19 protein-coding genes and 2 pseudogenes are annotated in these 17736 nt (G+C 68.3%); 14 read left to right on the top strand and 7 right to left on the bottom strand.

The features are described from left to right. The 7 genes and pseudogenes from ABC138_RS16640 to nhaA all read left to right on the top strand — a co-directional run. The coding region (locus ABC138_RS16640) for an integrase core domain-containing protein (RefSeq protein ID WP_345914375.1) at positions 1–258 on the top strand (258 nt) is incomplete at its 5' end. A gap of 270 nt (positions 259–528) precedes the next feature. Continuing rightward, positions 529–1743, top strand: a complete 1215-nt coding sequence (locus ABC138_RS16645) for a site-specific integrase (RefSeq protein ID WP_345914376.1) — start codon at positions 529–531, stop codon at positions 1741–1743. Continuing rightward, positions 1740–2666, top strand: a complete 927-nt coding sequence (locus tag ABC138_RS16650) for a tyrosine-type recombinase/integrase (RefSeq protein ID WP_345914377.1) — start codon at positions 1740–1742, stop codon at positions 2664–2666. The genes ABC138_RS16645 and ABC138_RS16650 overlap by 4 nt, the downstream gene beginning before the upstream one ends. Continuing rightward, on the top strand, positions 2663–3652 hold the full coding sequence (locus ABC138_RS16655; protein WP_345914378.1) for a tyrosine-type recombinase/integrase: 990 nt from the start codon (positions 2663–2665) through the stop codon (positions 3650–3652). The genes ABC138_RS16650 and ABC138_RS16655 overlap by 4 nt, the downstream gene beginning before the upstream one ends. 76 nt (positions 3653–3728) lie before the next feature. Next, a pseudogene (locus ABC138_RS16660) lies at positions 3729–4466 on the top strand (transposase); the annotation flags it as partial. A 490-nt stretch (positions 4467–4956) separates the two neighbouring features. After that, positions 4957–5979: a TerC family protein gene (locus ABC138_RS16665; RefSeq protein ID WP_345914393.1), complete on the top strand. Its 1023-nt coding sequence runs from the start codon at positions 4957–4959 to the stop codon at positions 5977–5979. Between the two features lie 58 nt (positions 5980–6037). Then, a pseudogene (gene nhaA, locus ABC138_RS16670) lies at positions 6038–7260 on the top strand (Na+/H+ antiporter NhaA). Positions 7261–7547: 287 nt separating this feature from the next. Here nhaA and ABC138_RS16675 read toward each other — a convergent pair. The 7 genes from ABC138_RS16675 to ABC138_RS16705 all read right to left on the bottom strand — a co-directional run bounded on the left by ABC138_RS16675 (position 7548) and on the right by ABC138_RS16705 (position 13598). After that, positions 7548–8177, bottom strand: a complete 630-nt coding sequence (locus ABC138_RS16675; protein ID WP_345914379.1) for a GAF and ANTAR domain-containing protein — start codon at positions 8175–8177, stop codon at positions 7548–7550. Between the two features lie 15 nt (positions 8178–8192). Beyond that, entirely contained in the window at positions 8193–8396 is a 204-nt protein-coding gene (locus ABC138_RS16680) for a DUF2892 domain-containing protein (protein WP_345914380.1), read from the bottom strand. Between the two features lie 101 nt (positions 8397–8497). Further along, positions 8498–8680, bottom strand: a complete 183-nt coding sequence (locus ABC138_RS16685; protein ID WP_345914381.1) for a hypothetical protein — start codon at positions 8678–8680, stop codon at positions 8498–8500. A 46-nt stretch (positions 8681–8726) separates the two neighbouring features. Further along, positions 8727–10952, bottom strand: a complete 2226-nt coding sequence (locus tag ABC138_RS16690; protein ID WP_345914382.1) for an MMPL family transporter — start codon at positions 10950–10952, stop codon at positions 8727–8729. 54 nt (positions 10953–11006) lie between these two features. Further along, complete coding sequence (locus ABC138_RS16695; RefSeq protein WP_345914383.1) at positions 11007–11840, bottom strand: sulfite exporter TauE/SafE family protein; 834 nt, start codon at positions 11838–11840, stop codon at positions 11007–11009. After that, positions 11837–13219 carry an MBL fold metallo-hydrolase gene (locus ABC138_RS16700; protein WP_345914384.1) on the bottom strand — a complete coding sequence of 461 codons (1383 nt, stop codon included), beginning with the start codon at positions 13217–13219 and terminating at the stop codon, positions 11837–11839. The genes ABC138_RS16695 and ABC138_RS16700 overlap by 4 nt, the downstream gene beginning before the upstream one ends. A 46-nt stretch (positions 13220–13265) precedes the next feature. Then, complete coding sequence (locus tag ABC138_RS16705; RefSeq protein WP_345914385.1) at positions 13266–13598, bottom strand: rhodanese-like domain-containing protein; 333 nt, start codon at positions 13596–13598, stop codon at positions 13266–13268. Between the two features lie 227 nt (positions 13599–13825). Here ABC138_RS16705 and trxA point away from each other — a divergent pair, with 227 nt between their 5' ends. From trxA to ABC138_RS16740, 7 genes are all read left to right on the top strand, one after another. Continuing rightward, positions 13826–14185, top strand: coding sequence for a thioredoxin (gene trxA, locus ABC138_RS16710; protein WP_345914386.1), 360 nt, complete (start codon positions 13826–13828; stop codon positions 14183–14185). Beyond that, entirely contained in the window at positions 14185–14595 is a 411-nt protein-coding gene (locus ABC138_RS16715) for a DUF302 domain-containing protein (RefSeq protein ID WP_345914387.1), read from the top strand. The genes trxA and ABC138_RS16715 overlap by 1 nt, the downstream gene beginning before the upstream one ends. After that, a complete protein-coding gene (locus ABC138_RS16720) occupies positions 14595–14858 on the top strand; it encodes a metal-sensitive transcriptional regulator (RefSeq protein WP_345914388.1) in 264 nt (87 codons plus the stop codon). Before ABC138_RS16715 ends, ABC138_RS16720 begins: the two co-directional genes overlap by 1 nt. A gap of 84 nt (positions 14859–14942) precedes the next feature. Continuing rightward, positions 14943–15620 (top strand): metalloregulator ArsR/SmtB family transcription factor, encoded by a 678-nt coding sequence (locus ABC138_RS16725; RefSeq protein WP_345914389.1) that lies wholly within the window; start codon positions 14943–14945, stop codon positions 15618–15620. Continuing rightward, positions 15617–16096, top strand: coding sequence for a hypothetical protein (locus ABC138_RS16730; RefSeq protein ID WP_345914390.1), 480 nt, complete (start codon positions 15617–15619; stop codon positions 16094–16096). The genes ABC138_RS16725 and ABC138_RS16730 overlap by 4 nt, the downstream gene beginning before the upstream one ends. Continuing rightward, positions 16089–16799 (top strand): thioredoxin domain-containing protein, encoded by a 711-nt coding sequence (locus ABC138_RS16735; RefSeq protein ID WP_345914391.1) that lies wholly within the window; start codon positions 16089–16091, stop codon positions 16797–16799. Before ABC138_RS16730 ends, ABC138_RS16735 begins: the two co-directional genes overlap by 8 nt. Further along, on the top strand, positions 16796–17671 hold the full coding sequence (locus tag ABC138_RS16740) for a cytochrome c biogenesis CcdA family protein (protein ID WP_345914392.1): 876 nt from the start codon (positions 16796–16798) through the stop codon (positions 17669–17671). Before ABC138_RS16735 ends, ABC138_RS16740 begins: the two co-directional genes overlap by 4 nt. The last annotated feature ends 65 nt before the right edge of the window (positions 17672–17736 follow it).

Genomic DNA, 17736 nt, shown 5'->3' on the forward strand with positions numbered 1-17736 from the left:
CTGATCGACTTGACGATCTATAGGAGCATCAACGCGCTGATGGAGACGATCAACGGCTTGTACAAGGCCGAGTGCATCCGCACCACCGTCTTCCACGATGGGCCGTTCAAGAGCATCGCGGACGTCGAGTACGCCACCGCCGGCTGGGTCGACTGGTACAACGCCCGACGGCTCCACAGCTCGCTGGGCCACATCCCGCCCATCGAGTACGAGCACGCCCACTACGCTGCCCTCAACCCCGAGCCGCAGCCCGTATGAGAGCGGCAGAGAACCTGGGGCGCTTCAACCTCAAGGATCCGGGCACCCGGCAGGGCCGCCAACAGCGGGGAATGTGTGGCGCAGAGCACCTGGTGCGGATGGACTCGGCGTTATGCCGATATCGGCATAACGCGGATTATGCCGAGGTCCTCGTTATGCCGATGTCGACGCCGGATCCGTTGTGGTGGGCGGTGAACGACCTGCCGAGGTCGGCATAACCGGGCGCTCCTGAGCGACGCTCGCCTCTCCGAATATGAAGGAGAGGCGATCATGAGCAACTACTGGAACAGGCAGTTCTCAAGGCCGTTGGCCGGGTATGTCGACGACCTGCGGGCGGAGTTCACAACACTGGGGTACGCACCATCGACGGCGACTTCTCATCTGGCGTTGTGGGCTCAGGTGAGCCGGTGGCTGGATGGCCAAGGGCTGACTGCGTCGGAGTTGACCCCGGACAGGATCGAGGAGTTCCTTCGGGTGCGCGGACAGACTCACCGCTACCTGTACTCGGTCAAGGCGTTGTCTGCGGGGCTGGAGTTGCTTCGCCGGATGGGAGCGGTCCCTGACGACGAGGAGAAGGTGGAGGAATCTGCGGTCGAGGCGATCGAACGCCAGTTCCGCCACTACCTGCTGGTCGAGCGGGGACTGGCCGAGGTCTCGGTCGAGACCTACGTCGTTCGGGCGCGGCCGTTCCTCGTCGACCGCGCGCAGGGCGGCCAATTGGGACTGGAGTCGCTGACCGCTGCCGATGTCGGTTGCTTCGTCGCCGACTGGTTGCCTGGTTTGTCGAAGGCGCCGGCAAGGTCGACGGTGACCGCGCTGAGGGCGTTGTTGTCGTTCCTTCACGCCAGCGGTGTGATCACCAGACCACTGGCATCGGTCGTCCCGACGGTAGCGTCGTGGAAACTGACCGGGCTCCCGATCGGACTGGCTCCGGTCCAGGTGCAGGCACTCCTGGATGCCTGTGACCAGTCCACCGCCGTGGGGCGACGCGATTTCGCGATCGTGACCCTGCTGGCCCGACTGGGACTTCGTGCCAGTGAGGTTGCTGGTCTGAAGTTAGATGACATCGACTGGCGGGCCGGGACGGTGATGGTCCACGGCAAGGGAAACCGCGATGAGCAGCTCCCACTGTCGGTCGACGTCGGGACCGCGTTGTCGCGATATCTCGAACATGGGCGACCGTATTCGCCGTCGGTGCGGGCGGTGTTCATCCGGGCAAAGGCGCCCCACCAGGCGTTGAGCCACAAGAGCGTCAGCACCATGGTGGGCCGGGCGGCCAAGCGCGCCGGGCTGGGCACGGTCCATGCACACCTGCTTCGTCACACACTGGCCACCGACGTGTTGAGCAAGGGCGCATCCCTAGACGAAGTGGGCCAGCTGCTACGTCACCGTTCGCGAGCAAGCACCGAGATCTACGCCAAGGTCGATCATCATCGGCTCGTCCAGATCGCTCGGCCGTGGCCTACCTCGGGAGGTCAGCAATGAGTAGGCTGCGCGGCCAGGTCGATGACTATCTGCGGCTACGCCGCAGCCTGGGTTACAAGCTCGTCGAGCACGAGCGGTTCTTGAACCAGTACGTGGACTACCTCGAGGAGATCCACGCATCCACGATCACCGCCGAGAACGCGGTCACGTGGGCGAAGTCGCCCACCGGTGTGAACCCTCGCTGGCATGGAGCCCGGTTGAGTGCCGTTCGTGGGTTCGCCACGTGGGCCCAGGCATTCGACCCCGGCATCCAGGTCCCACCGACTGGGTTGCTGCCGATGCGCCCCACACGAGCCGCGCCCTACTTGTATTCGCAAGACCAGATCCGGGCGTTGATGAACGCCGCGGCTGGCCTGACTCCACAGATGAGGTCTGCGACCTTCCAGACGTTGATCGGGCTGTTGGCCGTCACCGGGATGCGCGCCGGCGAAGCGACCCGGGCCGAGGTCACCGACCTCGACCTCGACGCCGGGACCCTCACCGTCCGGGGCACCAAGTTCGGCAAGACACGCCTGCTCCCGCTGCACGCCACTGTGGTCGATGAGCTGCGTGGCTACCTGACGCTCCGGAACGACGCTGCCCTGCCTGGGACAACGGCACTCCTGATCTCGACGACCGGCACCCGGTTGACCTACGACAACGCCTGCAAGGTGTTCCAGAAGCTCACCGCACGAGCCGGCATCGTGTCTCGCTCGAGCGCGTGTCGTCCGAGGATGACGGACCTGCGCCACTCGTTCGCGGTCAACACCCTGCTCGATGCCTACCGTGCTGGAGCCGATGTCGGCGAGCGGCTTCCGGTGCTCTCCACCTACCTCGGGCACACCGAGCCGGCCAACACCTACTGGTATCTGCACGCCGCTCCCGAGTTGATGGCTCTGGCCGCCGAGCGACTGGCCGCCCATGATGCGGAGGTCGAACGATGACTGTCCTCGCGCCAACGCTGCAGGCTTTCTTCACCGACCGGCTGGCTCACCAACTCGGCGCCAGTGCGCACACCGTCGTTGCCTACCGCGACACCTGGCGCCTGCTGCTCGCCTTCACCACCGAGCGCACCGGCATCCCGCCGATCAAGATCGACATCGCTGACCTCGATGCGGCTCTGATCGGCGCGTTCCTCAACCATTTGGAGAACGAGCGCGGCAACACCGTCCGCACCCGCAACAGCCGGCTCGCAGCAATCCACTCCACGTTCACCTTTGCCGCGTTGCGTCACCCCGAGCACGCCGAGATGATCGCTCGGGTCCTCGCGATCCCACCCAAACGCTACGACCGACCCCAGGTCACCTATCTCAGCCGTGCAGAAACCACAGCCCTACTGGGCGCCCCCGATCCAGGCACCTGGACCGGGCGACGAGATCGCGCCTGGATCCTGCTCGCAGTCACCAGCGGGTTGCGAGTCTCCGAGCTCACCGCCTTGACCCGCGGCGATCTAGACCTGGGTGCTGGCGCTCACCTCCTCTGCCATGGCAAGGGCCGCAAGGACCGGACCACACCGATAACCGCCGAGGCCGTCGCCCTCCTGCGCACCTGGACCAAGGAGATCCCTGGTGAGCCGGACGCTCCGTTGTTTCCGACCCGGACCGGTGACCTGATGAGCCGTGACGCAGTATCGGCCCGGCTGAAAGTCCACGCCAGCACGGCCGCCAGCACCAGCTCCTCGCTCACGGCAAAGCGGGTCACGCCACACGTCCTGAGACACACTGCGGCCATACGTCTGCTCGAAGCCGGCGTCGACGTGACGACCATCGCCTTGTGGCTCGGGCACGCCAGCAGCGAGACCACACAGATCTACCTACATGCCGACCTGGCGCTCAAGGAACGTGCCCTCGCGCGCACCGCCCCCACCGGCACCCAGCCCGGCCGCTACCAGCCCAGCGACCGACTCCTCACCTTCCTCGAAGCCCTCTGATTATGCCGACCTCGGCAGGTCGTTCACCGCCCACCACAACGGATCCGGCGTCGACATCGGCATAACGAGGACCTCGGCATAATCGGCGTTCTATGGCCGCGGCCCAGTGCACGCTGCACTGTCCGGTGGGGCCGCGGTGTCGGTGACCGTGCGGATGGACAAGCGGGTCAAGGCCGCGATCACCACCATCGGCGACGATGCGTGGACCACCATCGAGTACACCGACGCCGTCTTCGACGAGGCCAGCCAGCGGTGGATCTCACGGGCCGAGGTCGCCGAGATCGACTTCACCGCGTTCGCCGCACAGACGAAGACCGACCCCGTCCCGGGCCGGCTCGTGGTCCGATGGATCCCGGACTTCAACGCCGAGAAGAATAAGGCCGCTGGCCAGGACACCCTGTTCGACACCTGGCGGTTCCACGCGTTCTTCACCACCTCCGACCCCGACGTGCTGGATACCGTCGTCGCGGACAAGACCCATCGTGGGCATGCGGTCATCGAGCAGGTTCACGCCGACCTCAAAGGCGCCGTTCTGGCGCACCTGCCGTCGGGGGTGTTCACCGCCAACGCGGCCTGGCTGGTGCTCGTGGTCATCGCGTTCAACCTCACCCGTGCTGCAGCCAGCCTGACCGACCCGCAGCTGACGAAGGCCACCACCGCGACGATCCGTCGCAAGCTGATCACGGTGCCGGCACGGGTCGCGACCTCCGCCCGCCGGGTCACCCTGCATCTGCCACAAGCCTGGCCCTGGGAGACCGCCTGGACAGCACTGTTCGACCGGGTCAGCGACCCGCCCTCCTACCTCGCGGCCTGACCACCCAGCAGCCCCGCTGCGCGACCGAGGACACCCAGTGGAACACCCCGGACACATAGGTCCGGCGGACCGTCACGTCTCGGCGCCCTTACCCCACGACGGCCACGATCAACTCATCCCAACCCGGCCCATCGGTGGATCGAGGCTTAGACGGCTCCACTCCACACCGGGGAGGCCTTCGCCCATCTACGGACCAAACCGTGCCGTCGCACGATCTCGACCAACGTGCCTGAGCATTCATCTAGTTAGCGCTCCGCGTCCGCAGTGCGTGGCAGTGAGCCAGGCGCCGACGCGCGGTGCCGAACGCATGAGACGACTGAGAGAGGGTAGTGACAAGTTACCCCGCCAGTGGCGCCGCGGGAGGACGGATCGCCGCGCGGTATCGTGGGCCGGCCATGGCACCAATAGGAGGTTGAAAAACGTGACTCCCATAGGCCCCGTCGTGCTTGCGGCAGGCCCGAGCAGGAACTTGGAGACGATCGGAACGCCGATGCTGTGGGCCGCGACGATCGGCGGTGTCATCGCCTTGCTCGCGCTCGACTTCGTCGTCACGCGCCGGCCGCACGACGTCTCGATGCGCGAGGCCGTGGGATGGTCGATCTTCTACGTCGCCTTGCCGCTGGCATTCGGTGCCTACGTCTGGGCCGAGTTCGGGTCGACCCGGGGAGTCGAGTACCTGACCGGGTACCTGGTCGAGAAGTCCCTCTCGGTGGACAACCTGTTCGTCTTCATGCTGCTGCTGTCCGCGTTCGCCGTACCACGGGAGCTCCAGCAGCGGGTGCTTCTGTACGGGATCATCGGGGCGCTGGTCCTGCGCGGTATCTTCATCGCCCTCGGTGCTGCAGTGCTGGCGAACCTGAGCTGGGCGTTCCTCTTGTTCGGCGCGATCCTCCTCGCGACCGCGGTGAAGATCCTGCGCGACCAACGGTCCGGGCACGGCAATGAGGTTGACGTGTCCTCGATGCGCTCGGTGCGCCTGCTGCGCAGATTCATGCCGGTCACCGATGACTACCACGGTCCCCGGATGCTGGTTCGGCAGGCAGATAGGCGCAGCGCGACCCCGTTCGCGCTGGTCGTCTTCGCCGTGCTGGCCACGGATGTCGTCTTCGCCGTGGACTCGGTGCCGGCGGTGTACGGCATCACGGGTGACCCCTTCCTGGTCTTCGCCACCAACGCGTTCGCGTTGCTCGGTCTCCGCGCCCTCTACTTCGTTCTGGAGGGGGCGCTCAGCAAGCTGGTGCACCTTGGCTACGGACTGGCTGCGATCCTGGCCTTCATCGGCGTCAAGCTGGTGCTGCACTGGGCGCATGGCGTGTGGCCCGGAGTTCCGGAGATCCCCACGTTGGCATCACTGGGCGTGATCATCGGCATCCTTGCTGTGGTGACCTCGACGAGTCTTTACGCAACCCGAAACGACCGTCGCGGAGAGGAACACCCCGAACACCAGACCGGTCACGTGTCTCACCCCGGCGGAATACCGCGCGACACGCGGAACCCCGACGACGCTCACTGAATCCATCGGCAGTATCACGGCGGAGCACGCCGGCGCACCGACATCGAGGAGCGGCTAGATGCCACCAACACGAGCGCCGAAGCGACCGCTTGGCGCCCTGCAGGATTTCCTGCATGACGAGGCCGCTGGCGGCATCGTCCTGGTGGCCGGAGCGGTGCTTGCGGTGGTGTGGGCCAACAGTCCGGTCTCGGACTCCTACTTCGACTTCTGGGGCCAGTACCTGACGATCGGTTGGGGCCCCACTGCCATCACCGAGGACTTGCAGCACTGGGTAAACGACGGCTTGATGGTCCTGTTCTTCTTCGTGGTCGGGCTGGAGATCAAGCGGGAGCTGGCCATCGGCGAGCTCCGCGACGCCCGCGCCGCAGCGCTTCCGGCCGCCGCCGCTTTAGGAGGCGTCGTCGTGCCCGCCTTGATCTTCGTGGCGCTCACTAGCGGGGAGGCGCGCGCCGGCTGGGGCATCCCGATGGCGACGGACATCGCCTTCGCCGTCGGAGTGCTGGCCCTCCTCGGCGACCGCATTCCAGCGGGCGCCAAGCTGCTCCTGCTCTCGGTCGCGATCGTCGACGACATCATCGCCATCACGGTGATCGCACTGTTCTACGCCGAGTCCGTCTCGATGTCCTGGCTGGCTGGTGCCGTGGTTGGACTCGCTGTGGTTGTGGTCATGCGCAGGCTGGGCGTCAACGTCATCTGGCCCTACGCCCTGGTCGCGTGGTGGTGTGGGTTGCGACCCTCGAGTCAGGGGTCCACGCGACCATCGCTGGCGTGGCGCTCGGTCTCCTCACCCCGGCGCGCGACGTGGGCGGCCGCAACGTTCTGGCCACCCTCGAGCACAGGTTGCACCCCTGGTCAGCGTTCGTAGTTGTGCCGCTCTTTGCGCTCGCGAACGCAGGCGTCAATTTCGGGGGCGGCTTGTTGGGCGAGGCAGCCAGCACTGCGCTGCCGTGGGCGATCGCTCTCGGACTGGTGTTCGGCAAGATCGTCGGCATCGGTGCCGCGGTGTGGCTTGCGGTCCGTACCGGTCTGGGTCGGTTGCCGCAGGGCGTCGGGGCGTTGCACGTCGTAGGCGTCGCGGCAGTGGCCGGCATCGGCTTCACCGTCTCGCTGTTCATCGCCGACCTCGCCTACAAGGACCCGACGTTGACCGAGACAGCCAAGGTCGGCATTTTCGCCGGGTCCTTGCTGGCTGGTGTCATCGGTGCCGCGCTCATGATCGTCGCCGGACGCCGGCCGGGCGGTGTTGCCCTAGCGACGGACGCATCCGCTCCAAACCAGTGACGCACCCCGCCGCCCTTCCGCTGTTGACGTCATTCGCCAACGAAGCCGTCGGGTCGCGGGCTGACCCTTCCCCCCGGGTATCTGCGCATGAGTCGTGGATACCGCGCGAACTGGATGCCGAAACACCAAAGGTCGGATGGCTTATTTGGAAGGGAATCAGCACCCGCCATAAGAGACTCGATGCGCGCCGGGCAACTTTCCTTTCCTCAGGCGATCCCGCCGTGGCCACGCTACGCGTGCCGATGACGATGCCCGCGCGCCACGAGTTCTGCGGGCGATGCAGAAACTCAGGGACGTGGCATGACGATCTCGTCGAGGACCTCCTGTGCCACCTGCGACAGCGGTCGCGCGGACTCGTCGCTGACCTGGACCAGCTGAGCGAACGCCTCGTCCATCTCGATGCCGTCGGTCTGCGCGAGCACGCCCTTGGCGCGCTCGATCACCACCCGGCCCTGCAGGGCTGCCCGCAGGCGCTGGGCGACCGCGTCGGGGTCGTCGGCCGTGTGCGACTGCATGAGCGCGAGGGTGGCGATGTCGGCGAAGGCCTGGGCGAGGTCCTGCTCGTCCTGGGTCGGGGTCCGCGAGGTGCGCCAGAACAGGTTGAGCCCGCCGAGCACGCGCTCGTGCCAGCGCATCGGGGAGGCCAGCACGGTCGTGAACCCCGCGGCGGCCATCGCGCGGCCGAAGTCGGGCCACCGGTCCGAGAGCTCGGACTCACCGGTCACCGCGATGCTCTTGCCCCTCTCGATCGTCTCGACGCACGGGCCGTCGTGGACCTGGGCCTGGTAGAGCTCGAGCTGGATCGCCCTATGGGACGGAATGCACCTGCGCGTCGAGAAAGGGCGGCCCGCGCTTGACAGACTTAAGGACCCGAAGTGATGCACCTGCGCAACGCACTCGTCGCGGCGGGTACGCACGCCCTCCGGACGACGTCAGCGGAAGGCGCAGCCGGCGTCGACGCCGAGCTTGCGGAACACGTGGGCGGCCGGGCAGAACCCGGTGATGCTCGCCTGGAGCAGATTGAGGCCCACGAACGCGGTCAGCAGCAGCCACCAGGTGGAGCTGAAGGCCGCCAGCGCGACACTCGCGACGGTCATGGTGCCGGCGAGGGCGAGGACGGCGCGGTCGAGGTTCATCGGGGGTCCTGTCGGTGGGGAGGGCTGGATCGAGGGGCTGCATCGAGAGGGGTGGTGGGGGCGCGCCCGGGGGAAGGCACGCCCCCACCGGTCTGAGGGGGTCAGCGGCCGAAGAGCCGGGAGAAGAACCCGCCGCCGGTGCCGGCGGTCGCCTTCTCGTCGGCGGTGTGCTGGCCGTTGCACCAGTCCTTTGCGGGGACGCCGGCCTTGACCTGGCTGATGTGCTGGCCGCAGCCGGCCCAGGTGGTCTTGCCGCAGGTCTTGCATCGGGTTGCTCGGCACATGGGAGTGCTCCGTTCTGTGTGGTGGGAGGTGTGGAGGGTCGGTGGTTCAGCCGTGGGAGAAGGTGATCTTCGGCAGCACGCGGGTCAGCCAGCGAGGGCTCCACCACGCAGCGTTGCCCGTGAGGCGCAGCATGACGGGCAGCAGCACCAGGCGCACCAGGAAGGCGTCGAGGAGCACGGCCACGCCGAGCACGATGCCCATCTCCTTGGGCGGCAGCGGACCGGAGAGCGCGAAGGTGAAGAACACCGCCACCATCACGGCTCCCGCCGCGAAGATCACCCGACCCGAGTGGGCCAGTGCGCCGACCATGGCCTCGCGCGGGTCGCCGGACTTCTCGTAGTGCTCCTTGGCGGAGGCGAGCAGGAACACGGTGTAGTCCATGGCGATCGCGAAGATCATCGCGAAGAAGAAGACCGGTGCCCACGCGTCGAGGAAGCCCTGCGACTCGAAGCCGAGCAGGTCCGCACCGATGCCCTCCTGGAACACCAGGCGGGCGACGCCGAAGGCCGCTGCGGTCGACAGCAGGCTGGCCAGGGTGCCGAGCAGCGAGATCAGCGGGGCCTGGAGGGCGACGAGCAGGAGCAGGAAGCCCAGGGCGAGCACGACGCCGATCACGAGCGGGGTGGAGTCGTCGAGCTGGGTCTTGAGGTCGAGGTTCTCCACTGCCGCGCCGCCGACGAGTGCCGATGCGGGCAGGTCGTCGCGCAGCCGGTCGACGGTCGTGCCGAGCTCGGGGTCGGACGGGTCGACCGTGGGGACCGCCTGCAGGAGGACGACGTCACTGCCGTCGGCCGCCGGCTGGGCGGGCATGACGCCGGCGATGCCGGCGTCCGCGCTCAGGACGTCGTACGTCGCCTCGGCGTCCGCCGTGTCGGCGACCACCTGGAGGGTGCCGGGAGCCCCGTCGCCGAAGGCCTCCTTGACCTGGTCGTAGCCGATCCGGGCGCTCGCCTCCTCGGGCAGGACCTGGATCGAGGGCATCGCGGTCCTGAGGCCGAGGACCGGCGCGGCGAGGACGAGCAGGACCACGGCCGAGGCGAGGCCGAACGCGATCGGGCGCTTCCAGAGGCGCTCGCCCCATGCGGCGAACCTGGCCGAGCGGTGCTCGCCGGTGTGGACCCACTTCAGTGCCAGCTTGTTGATCCGGTGGTCGAGCACGTAGAGCACGAGGGGGAGCAGGGTCAGGGTCGCCGCGAGCACGAATACGACCGCGAGCATGATGCCTCCGGCCATGGACCGGAAGGAGGGTGAGGGCACGAGCATCACGGCCGACAGCGAGACCAGCACGGTGAGCCCGGACAGGAGGACGGCCTTGCCGGCGGTGTCCATGGTCTCCGTGATCGCCTGCCGCGGGGTCTCGTGGTGACCCATCCGGGCGGCCCGGAAGCGCACGACGAGGAAGAGCGCGTAGTCGATGCCGAGCGCGAGGGCGAACATCATCGCGAAGTTCATCGCCCAGATGGAGACCGGCACGAGCTCGTTGATGAGCACCAGCGAGCCGGCCGAGGCGACGAGGCCGGCGAGGGTCAGGATGAGGGGGAGGCCAGCGGCGACAAGAGCGCCGAACGCGAGCACGAGGATGGCCAGCGTCACCGGCCACGACACCATCTCGGACTTCAGCATCGCCTCGAGGTTGGCCTCGTTGAAGTCCGACCACAGCAACGAGGCTCCCGTGGGGTTGACCTCGATGCCGTCGCCCGAGAGGGCCTCGAGCTCGGCCTTCATGTCGTCGGCGACTCGCACCATCTCGTTGGGGTCGGCGCCGGCGCCGGCGAGGACCACGGCGGTCGAGCCGTCCTCGCTCAGCGACGCGCCGGGCTGTGGGGCGATCACGTCGGCGATGCGGGGCTCGTCCTCGAGCAGTGCGGTCACCTCGTCGATGACCTGCTGGCCCTGGCCCTCGGTCACGGGCCCGTCGGTGCTGTGCACGACGACCTGGATGGCGGAGCTGGCGTTGCCGCCGAAGCTCTCTGTGGCCAGCTCGCGCACGGCGACGGACTCGGAGCCGTCGGCCTGCCAGCCGGCGCCGGACAGGCTGGCCTCGACCTTCGGGGCGAAGGCGCCGAGGCCGACGACCAGCAGCAGCCAGATGCCTGCGGTGAGGCGGCGGTGGTGGGTGACCCACACGCCGAGGCGGCCGAGGGGGCCGGGGCGGTAGCCGATGCCGTCGGGGTCGGGGTCGGACTCGGGTGCGGAACTTGCGTGGCGGCGGGCGGCCGTCGACGTCATGAGCGGAACTCGTTTCTGTGGGATGTACGTGTGGATGGGCATGCGGCGTTCGTGTCACGGGCCTTGGAGCCAGCGCCGAGACGTCGAGGGGACGGTTCAGATCAGGGCCGGGACGGCGGTCGCGGCCGTGTAGGCGGCGACGAGGAGGACCAGGACGGTGAAGGCGGCCGAGAGCCGGGCGGTGTCGGTGCGTGCGGCGAGGCGGGCACCGGCGACAGAGCCGACGATGGCGGTGGCGGTGAGGCCGACGACGAGCCACCAGTCGGGTGCGATGCCGGTGCCGGCACGGGTGGCGAGGGCAGCTGTGCTGGTGATGGTGATGACGACGAGGGAGGTGCCTGCGGCGTAGCCCATCGGGAGCGCCAGGGCGAGGACCAGGGCGGGGACGACGAGGAACCCGCCGCCGACGCCGAGGAACCCGGTGAGCAGGCCTGCGGCGGTGGCGGTGACGAGGACCTTCAGGGCTCGCGGGCACTGGCACATGAAGGTGGGACTGAACGTGATGATGGGGTCGTCCAGCCGGGGCCGGTCGGCGTGGGTTCCCGCGGTCGCGCCGCGGCGGTTGCGCAGTTGCCGGACGGTCATCAGGGTGGCCACGACGAGCATGAGGCCCGCAAAGGCGGTCAGCAGGACGGCCTCAGACACGGCCGCCGAGGCGTGTGCCCCGACGACGGCACCAGCAATCGCGACGGCTCCGAACGCGACGCCGCGGGCAAGGAGGACGTTGCCGGCGCGGTAGGCGGTCACGACACCTGCAAGGGAGGTGACGCCCACGACGACCAGGGACCCGGTGGTGGCCTGCGTTGCGGTCTGTCCCAGCGCGAGGAGCACCGGGACGGCGAGGATGGACCCGCCGCCGCCGAGCGCGCCCAGGCTGAGCCCGATGAGCGCACCAGCGACGACGGCGGCGGCCAGGAGTGCGAAGGTCACGCTTCGGGTCCCACCAGGTGGAGTCCGACCTTCTCGGCGTTGTCGAAGGAGTCGTCGACGGCGACGAGGTTCCGCCCAGCAGCGGACAGGAACGACGCAGCAACCGAGGCGCGGTAGCCGCCGGCGCAGTGGACCCACACTTCCCCGGCCGGGACGTCGACGAGACGCTGGGGCAGCTCGTGGATGGGCACGTTGACGGCCCCGGCGATGCGCGCGGCGTCGTGCTCGTCGGCGCGGCGCACGTCCAGCACGACAACCTCGCGGTGGTGGCGCACCTGGGCGAGGTCAGCGAACGTGGCGGTCGGGAACGAGCTGAGCTCGCCCTCGCTCCACTGCTCGGGGCCGCCGGTGGCGTGGGCGGAGGGACGGTCGATGCCGATGCGGACCAGCTCGCGCTGCGCCTCGGCAACATCCTCGGCGCTCTCGCCGAGGAGGGTAACGGGGGTGCCCCACGCGATGAGCCAGCCGAGATACGTGGCGAAGCCGCCGTCGAGGCCGAAGTTGAGCGTCCCGGGCGCGTGGCCGGCTGCGAACGCGGCGCGGGTGCGCAGGTCGACCACCCACTCGCCGGCCTCGATCCGCTCGCGCAGCTCGTCGGCGTCCGCGACCGAGGGCAGGGCGAGGTCGGGCTCGGACGGGCCTTCGGCGTTGGCCGGAGCCATGTGGGCGTAGTACGTCGGGTAGGCCCCGAGCCCGGCCAGCAGGTCGTCGACATAGGTCTGCTCGTCCTGCGTCAGGACCGGGTTGGCCTTCCTCTCCTCCCCAATCGTCGACGACGTGGCGTCGGACTGGGTGGCCGAGCAGAAGGAGCCGAACCCGTGGGTGGGGAACACCCCGGCGTCGTCGGGGAGGAGCTCGGCCAGCTTGTGGGCCGAGGCGTGCTGGTGACGGACCAGGTCGTGGGTGTGCTCAGCCCCGAGCAGGTCGGGACGCCCGGTAGCGCCGAACAGCAGTGACCCGCCGGTGAACACGGCGACCTGCTCGGACGTGAGCCCGTCCGTCAGTGCGTAGGAGAGGTGGGTGAACGTGTGGCCGGGGGTCGCCAGCGCAGTGATGCGCATCCGTCCACCCACCTCGACGACGTCTTCGCCCGCTACGGGGGTTCGGGTGAAGGAGACGTCGTCCTCGCCATTGACGAGGTAGTGGGCACCGGTGCGCGTCGCGAGCGCGAGGCCACCGGTGACGTAGTCGTTGTGGATGTGGGTCTCGAAGACGTGCGTGAGACGTACGCCATGCTCGTCGAGGAGCGCTAGGACGCGATCGATGTCGCGCTGGGGGTCGACGACGAAGGCCACCTCGCCGTCGTGGACGAGGTAGCTGCGGTCACCCAGAGTGGGCGTCTCGATCGGGATGATGGTCAGATCGGTGTGCTGGAACATGTTCGTCTCCTTGCGGACTAGGTCTGCGTATACGGCTGCGGGCCGGTTAGCGGCTGGTCGGGGCACCCGTGTCGAGCGGGCGTCCGGAACGCGCCCAGGCGCTCGTGCCGCCGGCGACTGAATACGCGTCGTACCCGCTCCTGACGAGCAGGTCCGTCATCGCGGCGCTGCGGTTGCCTGACGCGCACACGACGTACACCGGGCGGGTCTTGTCGAGCTCGCCAAGGTGAGCGGTCAGCCGGGTCATCGGCATCAGGGTTGCGCCCGGTACGCGGCCGGCGACGTACTCGCTCGCCTCGCGCACGTCGATGAGCGCTGCTTCGTCGCTCAAAGCGGCGGCAAGCTGATCGATGTCGATCTCGGGTATCCGGTTGCTCATCGGTCTACAACATCCTTCCGTCGGCTCTGACTGAATACCCGGCGGGGTATCGACCTGCGTAACCGTACACACCCCCGGGGGTATTCCCACCCGAGGCTGACGGCGCCGCAGAAGCCGACTCGGCAACCTGGGATGGGGTTGTCGTGAGCGGCGACGGAATACCGTGGGGGGTATGTTCGTTGTGCGGGTACACCCTCCGGGGACCTTGACGAAAAGGAGAAGGCCCGATGGCCACCATCAACCTGAGTGCCGACAACTTCGAGCGCACCATCACCGACAAAGACGTCGTCTTCGTCGACTTCTGGGCGTCCTGGTGCGGCCCGTGCCGCATGTTCGCCCCCGTATACGAGAAGGCATCGACCGAGCACCCGGACATCGTGTTCGGCAAGGTCGACACCGAGGCCGAGCAGGCACTCGCCGCCGCCGCGAGTATCACCTCAATTCCCACTTTGATGGCGTTCAAGGGCGGCACCCTGGTGTTCTCCCAGCCCGGCGCCTTGCCGGCCGCAGCGCTCGCACAGGTCATCACGGGCGTGCGCGACCTCGACGTCGACGCCGCCCTCGCCGAGCAGAAGAAGAGCGCCTGATGACCACCTTCACCCTCACCACCACGCTCGCGCTGCCCTACGACGACGCCGTCCAGGCCACACGCGCCGCCCTCGGCGAGCAGGGGTTCGGCATCCTCACCGAGATCGACCTCAAGTCCACCTTGAAGACCAAGCTCGACGTCGACATCGCACCCCAGGTCATCCTCGGCGCCTGCCGCCCCGCGCTCGCCTACGAAGCGCTGAGCGTCGACCCGTCCATCGCCGCGGTCCTGCCGTGCAACGTGGTCGTGCGCTCCCTCGACGAGGCGACCACCCTCGTCGAGGCGCTCGACCCCGACGCGATGATGGGCCTGGCCGACAACGACGCGCTGCACGCCGTCGCCACTGATGCGAAGGAGCGGCTCGCCGCCGCCCTGGACGCTCTGAACTCCTCCGAAGGACCAAGCTGATGGAGCTCAACCCCACCGAGATGACCCCGGTCATCAACCGCATCAAGCGGGCCCAGGGCCAACTGGCCGGCGTGCTGCGCCTCCTCGAGGAGGGCCGTGACTGCGAAGACGTCGTCACCCAGCTCGCCGCGGTCTCCAAGGCGCTGGACCGGGCCGGGTTCGCCATCGTCGCGAGCGGCCTGCAGCAGTGCCTGGCCGAGGGCGACGGGGTGGACTCCGTAGATGTGAAGAAGATGGAAAAGCTCTTCCTCTCCCTCGCCTGACCTGTTCTTGGCCTGCGGCCGCCCTGCGGGCACCGTGTGTGGCCTTGCCTCGTGTCATACAATCCTCCAAAGATCATTGGAGGAATGATGGAGACTGAGGACAGACGTAATCGGTTGTTCGACGAGCTCGCTGTGGTGGGGAAGGCTTTCGGTAGTCCCAAGCGGCTGGAGCTGGTCGAGCTGCTCGCGCAGGGCGAGCGCACAGTCGAGGGACTGGCGCGTGCTGCTGGGATGGGCATGAGCACCGTCTCAGCGCACCTGCAGGTGCTTAAGCTGGCCAACCTGGTCCGGACGCGACGGGACGGCACCAAGGTGTACTACCGACTCGCCGGTGACGACGTGGCCCACCTGTACGCCGCGATGCGCACCGTTGCTCGCGAACGCTCGGCCGACGTCAGCCAGGCCCTCGAGGCCTACCTCAACCTTCCCGGTTCCGACGAGGTGGGTCTGGTGACTCGCGACGAGCTCGAGCGGATGCTGGCGACGGGCGAGGTCACCCTGCTGGACGTGCGCCCACCCGAGGAGTACCTCGCCGGCCACATCCCGGGCGCCCGGAACGCGCCGCTGGGCACGTTGGACGGTGAAGTCGCGGCGTTGCGGCAGGCGCCGTCTGTGGTGGCGTACTGCCGCGGCAGCTTCTGCGTGATGGCGCACGACGCCGTTCGCATCTTGGGTGGAGCCGGGGTCGAGGCTCGCCGCCTGGAGGACGGGATGCTCGAGTGGCGCACCGCTGGGCTCCCCGTCGTGGCAGACGCGTCGTGACCGCGCCCTGGACGGTCCTGCTCACCTGGTCCGCGCGACGATGGCTGACCACCGTCGCCGCCGCAGCCGCCTTCGTGCTGGTCGTCGCTATCCCCACCGACCTGATCGACACGCCGGTCTTCGGCCGTGAGGTTCCGCCGACGTGGTGGGCATGGCCGTCACTGCTGATGTCCTCGCTGCTCGGCGGCCTGCTCGTCGCGACGTACGTGCGCGCTCCCAGCCAGCCCAACCGGACCTCCACCCGTCGAGGCGGCTGGGCCGGCGGTCTCCTCACCTACTTCGCCGTGGGCTGCCCGGTGTGCAACAAGCTCGTGCTGCTCGCTCTGGGAAGCGCCGGCGCGATGACGTGGTTCGAGCCGTTCCAGCCCGTCCTACAGGCCGCCGCAGTCCTGCTCCTCATCTGGGCGTTGCGTAGCCGGCTGCTCGGAGAGCTGTCCTGTCCCACCCCCATGTCTGGAGACCCCGCCCGTGCCTGAGAAGCCCAAGACCCCCCTCCTTCCGCTCATCGTCGCTGCAATCGCGGCACTCGCCCTCGGCGTTGTGCTCCTGCAAGGCGGCGACGAGCAGGAGGACTCACTCACCGATGCTGCGCCCGCGACTGCCTCGGCGGCTCCGCCCGACTCCTGGGAGCAGCTGGTACGCCGCGATGCCGACGACCCGATGGCGCTGGGAGAGGCGGACGCACCAGTGGTGATGGTTGCCTACTCCGAGTTCCAGTGCCCGTTCTGCGGCAAGTTCGCCCGAGACACCGAACCCGTCCTGGTGGAGAAGTTCGTCGAGGATGGCACCCTGCGCATCGAGTGGCGCGACTTCCCCTACCTTGGCGCGGAGTCGACCGTGGCTGCGCGTGGCGGCCGGGCTGCGGCGGCCCAGGACCGGTTCTGGGAGTTCGAGGAGGCGATGTACGCCGATCAGTTGCCGCCCAACAGCGGCAACCTCGACGAGGACTACCTCGTCTCGGTGGCCGAGGACATCGGTCTCGACGTGGACCGCTTCCGCGACGACCTTAACTCCGTTGAGGCCGAGCAGGCCGTGCAGGACGACTTTGCCGAGGGCCAGGCCATCGGCGTGACCGGCACTCCCGCGTTCATCATCAACGGTGTGCCAGTGATCGGCGCGCAACCCACCGAGGTGTTCGAGCACACCATCGAGAAGGCGGCCGAGGAAGCCGGTCGATGAGTGAGGTCGGCGTATTGGCCGCCTTTGCGGCCGGAATCCTGGCGCTGCTCTCACCGTGCAGCGCGCTGCTGCTGCCATCGTTCTTCGCCTACGCCTTCGCCAGCCGCCGGGCCCTCCTGGCTCGCACCTTCGTCTTCTACTTCGGCCTGCTCCTGACCCTCGTGCCGCTCGGCACCGGCGCGAGCGCTGCCTCGTCGCTGTTCTACGGGCACCGTCCGCTGCTGATCGCCATCGCGGGATGGACGATCATCGGCCTTGGCGTGCTGCAGTTGGTGGGCCGGGGGTTCGCCGTGCCAGGGGCGGCGTGCCTGCAGGCGGCCGTGTCGTCGCGCAGCGACGACGGGTGGCTGTCCACCCTGTTCCTGGGGGCCGTCTACGGGCTCGCCGGCTTCTGCTCGGGTCCCGTGCTAGGCGCCATTCTTACGGTGGCGGCGACTCAGGACTCGCCGTGGCAGGGCGGGGCGCTGCTGGCGGTCTACGCCCTCGGCATGGCTGCCCCGCTGTTTGTCCTGGCGGCCTTGTGGGACCGTTTCGATCTCGGCCGCCGTCGGTGGCTACGCGGTCAGACCCTGTCCTGGGGGGCTCTACGCCTGCACACCACGTCGCTGCTCGCCGGGCTGCTCTTCATCGCCGTTGGGGTGGTGTTCCTGCGCTACGACGGCACCGCGGGACTCACCGGGTCGCTGGGCATGGGAGACCTCACCGACCTCGAGTACTCCGCCCAGCGCGCCGTCACCGAGTGGACCGCTCAGGTGCCGGCCTGGGTACTTCCGTTGGTTGTCGTGCTCATCGCACTCGTCGTGGCCTGGCGTCGCCGTGAACGCGAAGAGCAGGACGCGCAGGACGAGCACGACCACGTAGGCACGCACTGAGGCAGGCGGGACACGGATCGGGTGGGACTGCTGCACGATCAGGTGACAGGTTGGGTCACGCAGCC

Source organism: Janibacter sp. LM, assembly GCF_039631275.1.
Taxonomy (GTDB): domain Bacteria; phylum Actinomycetota; class Actinomycetes; order Actinomycetales; family Dermatophilaceae; genus Janibacter; species Janibacter terrae.

Excerpts from the sequence above, each read along its gene's own strand:
- ABC138_RS16685 (WP_345914381.1), bottom strand. The coding sequence starts at position 8,680 with ATGTGCCGAGCAACCCGATGCAAGACCTGCGGCAAGACCACCTGGGCC.
- ABC138_RS16655 (WP_345914378.1), top strand. The coding sequence starts at position 2,663 with ATGACTGTCCTCGCGCCAACGCTGCAGGCTTTCTTCACCGACCGGCTG.
- ABC138_RS16700 (WP_345914384.1), bottom strand. The coding sequence starts at position 13,219 with ATGTTCCAGCACACCGATCTGACCATCATCCCGATCGAGACGCCCACT.
- ABC138_RS16690 (WP_345914382.1), bottom strand. The coding sequence starts at position 10,952 with ATGCCCATCCACACGTACATCCCACAGAAACGAGTTCCGCTCATGACG.
- ABC138_RS16740 (WP_345914392.1), top strand. The coding sequence starts at position 16,796 with ATGAGTGAGGTCGGCGTATTGGCCGCCTTTGCGGCCGGAATCCTGGCG.
- ABC138_RS16705 (WP_345914385.1), bottom strand. The coding sequence starts at position 13,598 with ATGAGCAACCGGATACCCGAGATCGACATCGATCAGCTTGCCGCCGCT.
- ABC138_RS16720 (WP_345914388.1), top strand. The coding sequence starts at position 14,595 with ATGGAGCTCAACCCCACCGAGATGACCCCGGTCATCAACCGCATCAAG.
- ABC138_RS16665 (WP_345914393.1), top strand. The coding sequence starts at position 4,957 with ATGCTGTGGGCCGCGACGATCGGCGGTGTCATCGCCTTGCTCGCGCTC.
- ABC138_RS16715 (WP_345914387.1), top strand. The coding sequence starts at position 14,185 with ATGACCACCTTCACCCTCACCACCACGCTCGCGCTGCCCTACGACGAC.
- ABC138_RS16650 (WP_345914377.1), top strand. The coding sequence starts at position 1,740 with ATGAGTAGGCTGCGCGGCCAGGTCGATGACTATCTGCGGCTACGCCGC.
- trxA (WP_345914386.1), top strand. The coding sequence starts at position 13,826 with ATGGCCACCATCAACCTGAGTGCCGACAACTTCGAGCGCACCATCACC.
- ABC138_RS16725 (WP_345914389.1), top strand. The coding sequence starts at position 14,943 with ATGATGGAGACTGAGGACAGACGTAATCGGTTGTTCGACGAGCTCGCT.
- ABC138_RS16680 (WP_345914380.1), bottom strand. The coding sequence starts at position 8,396 with ATGAACCTCGACCGCGCCGTCCTCGCCCTCGCCGGCACCATGACCGTC.
- ABC138_RS16645 (WP_345914376.1), top strand. The coding sequence starts at position 529 with ATGAGCAACTACTGGAACAGGCAGTTCTCAAGGCCGTTGGCCGGGTAT.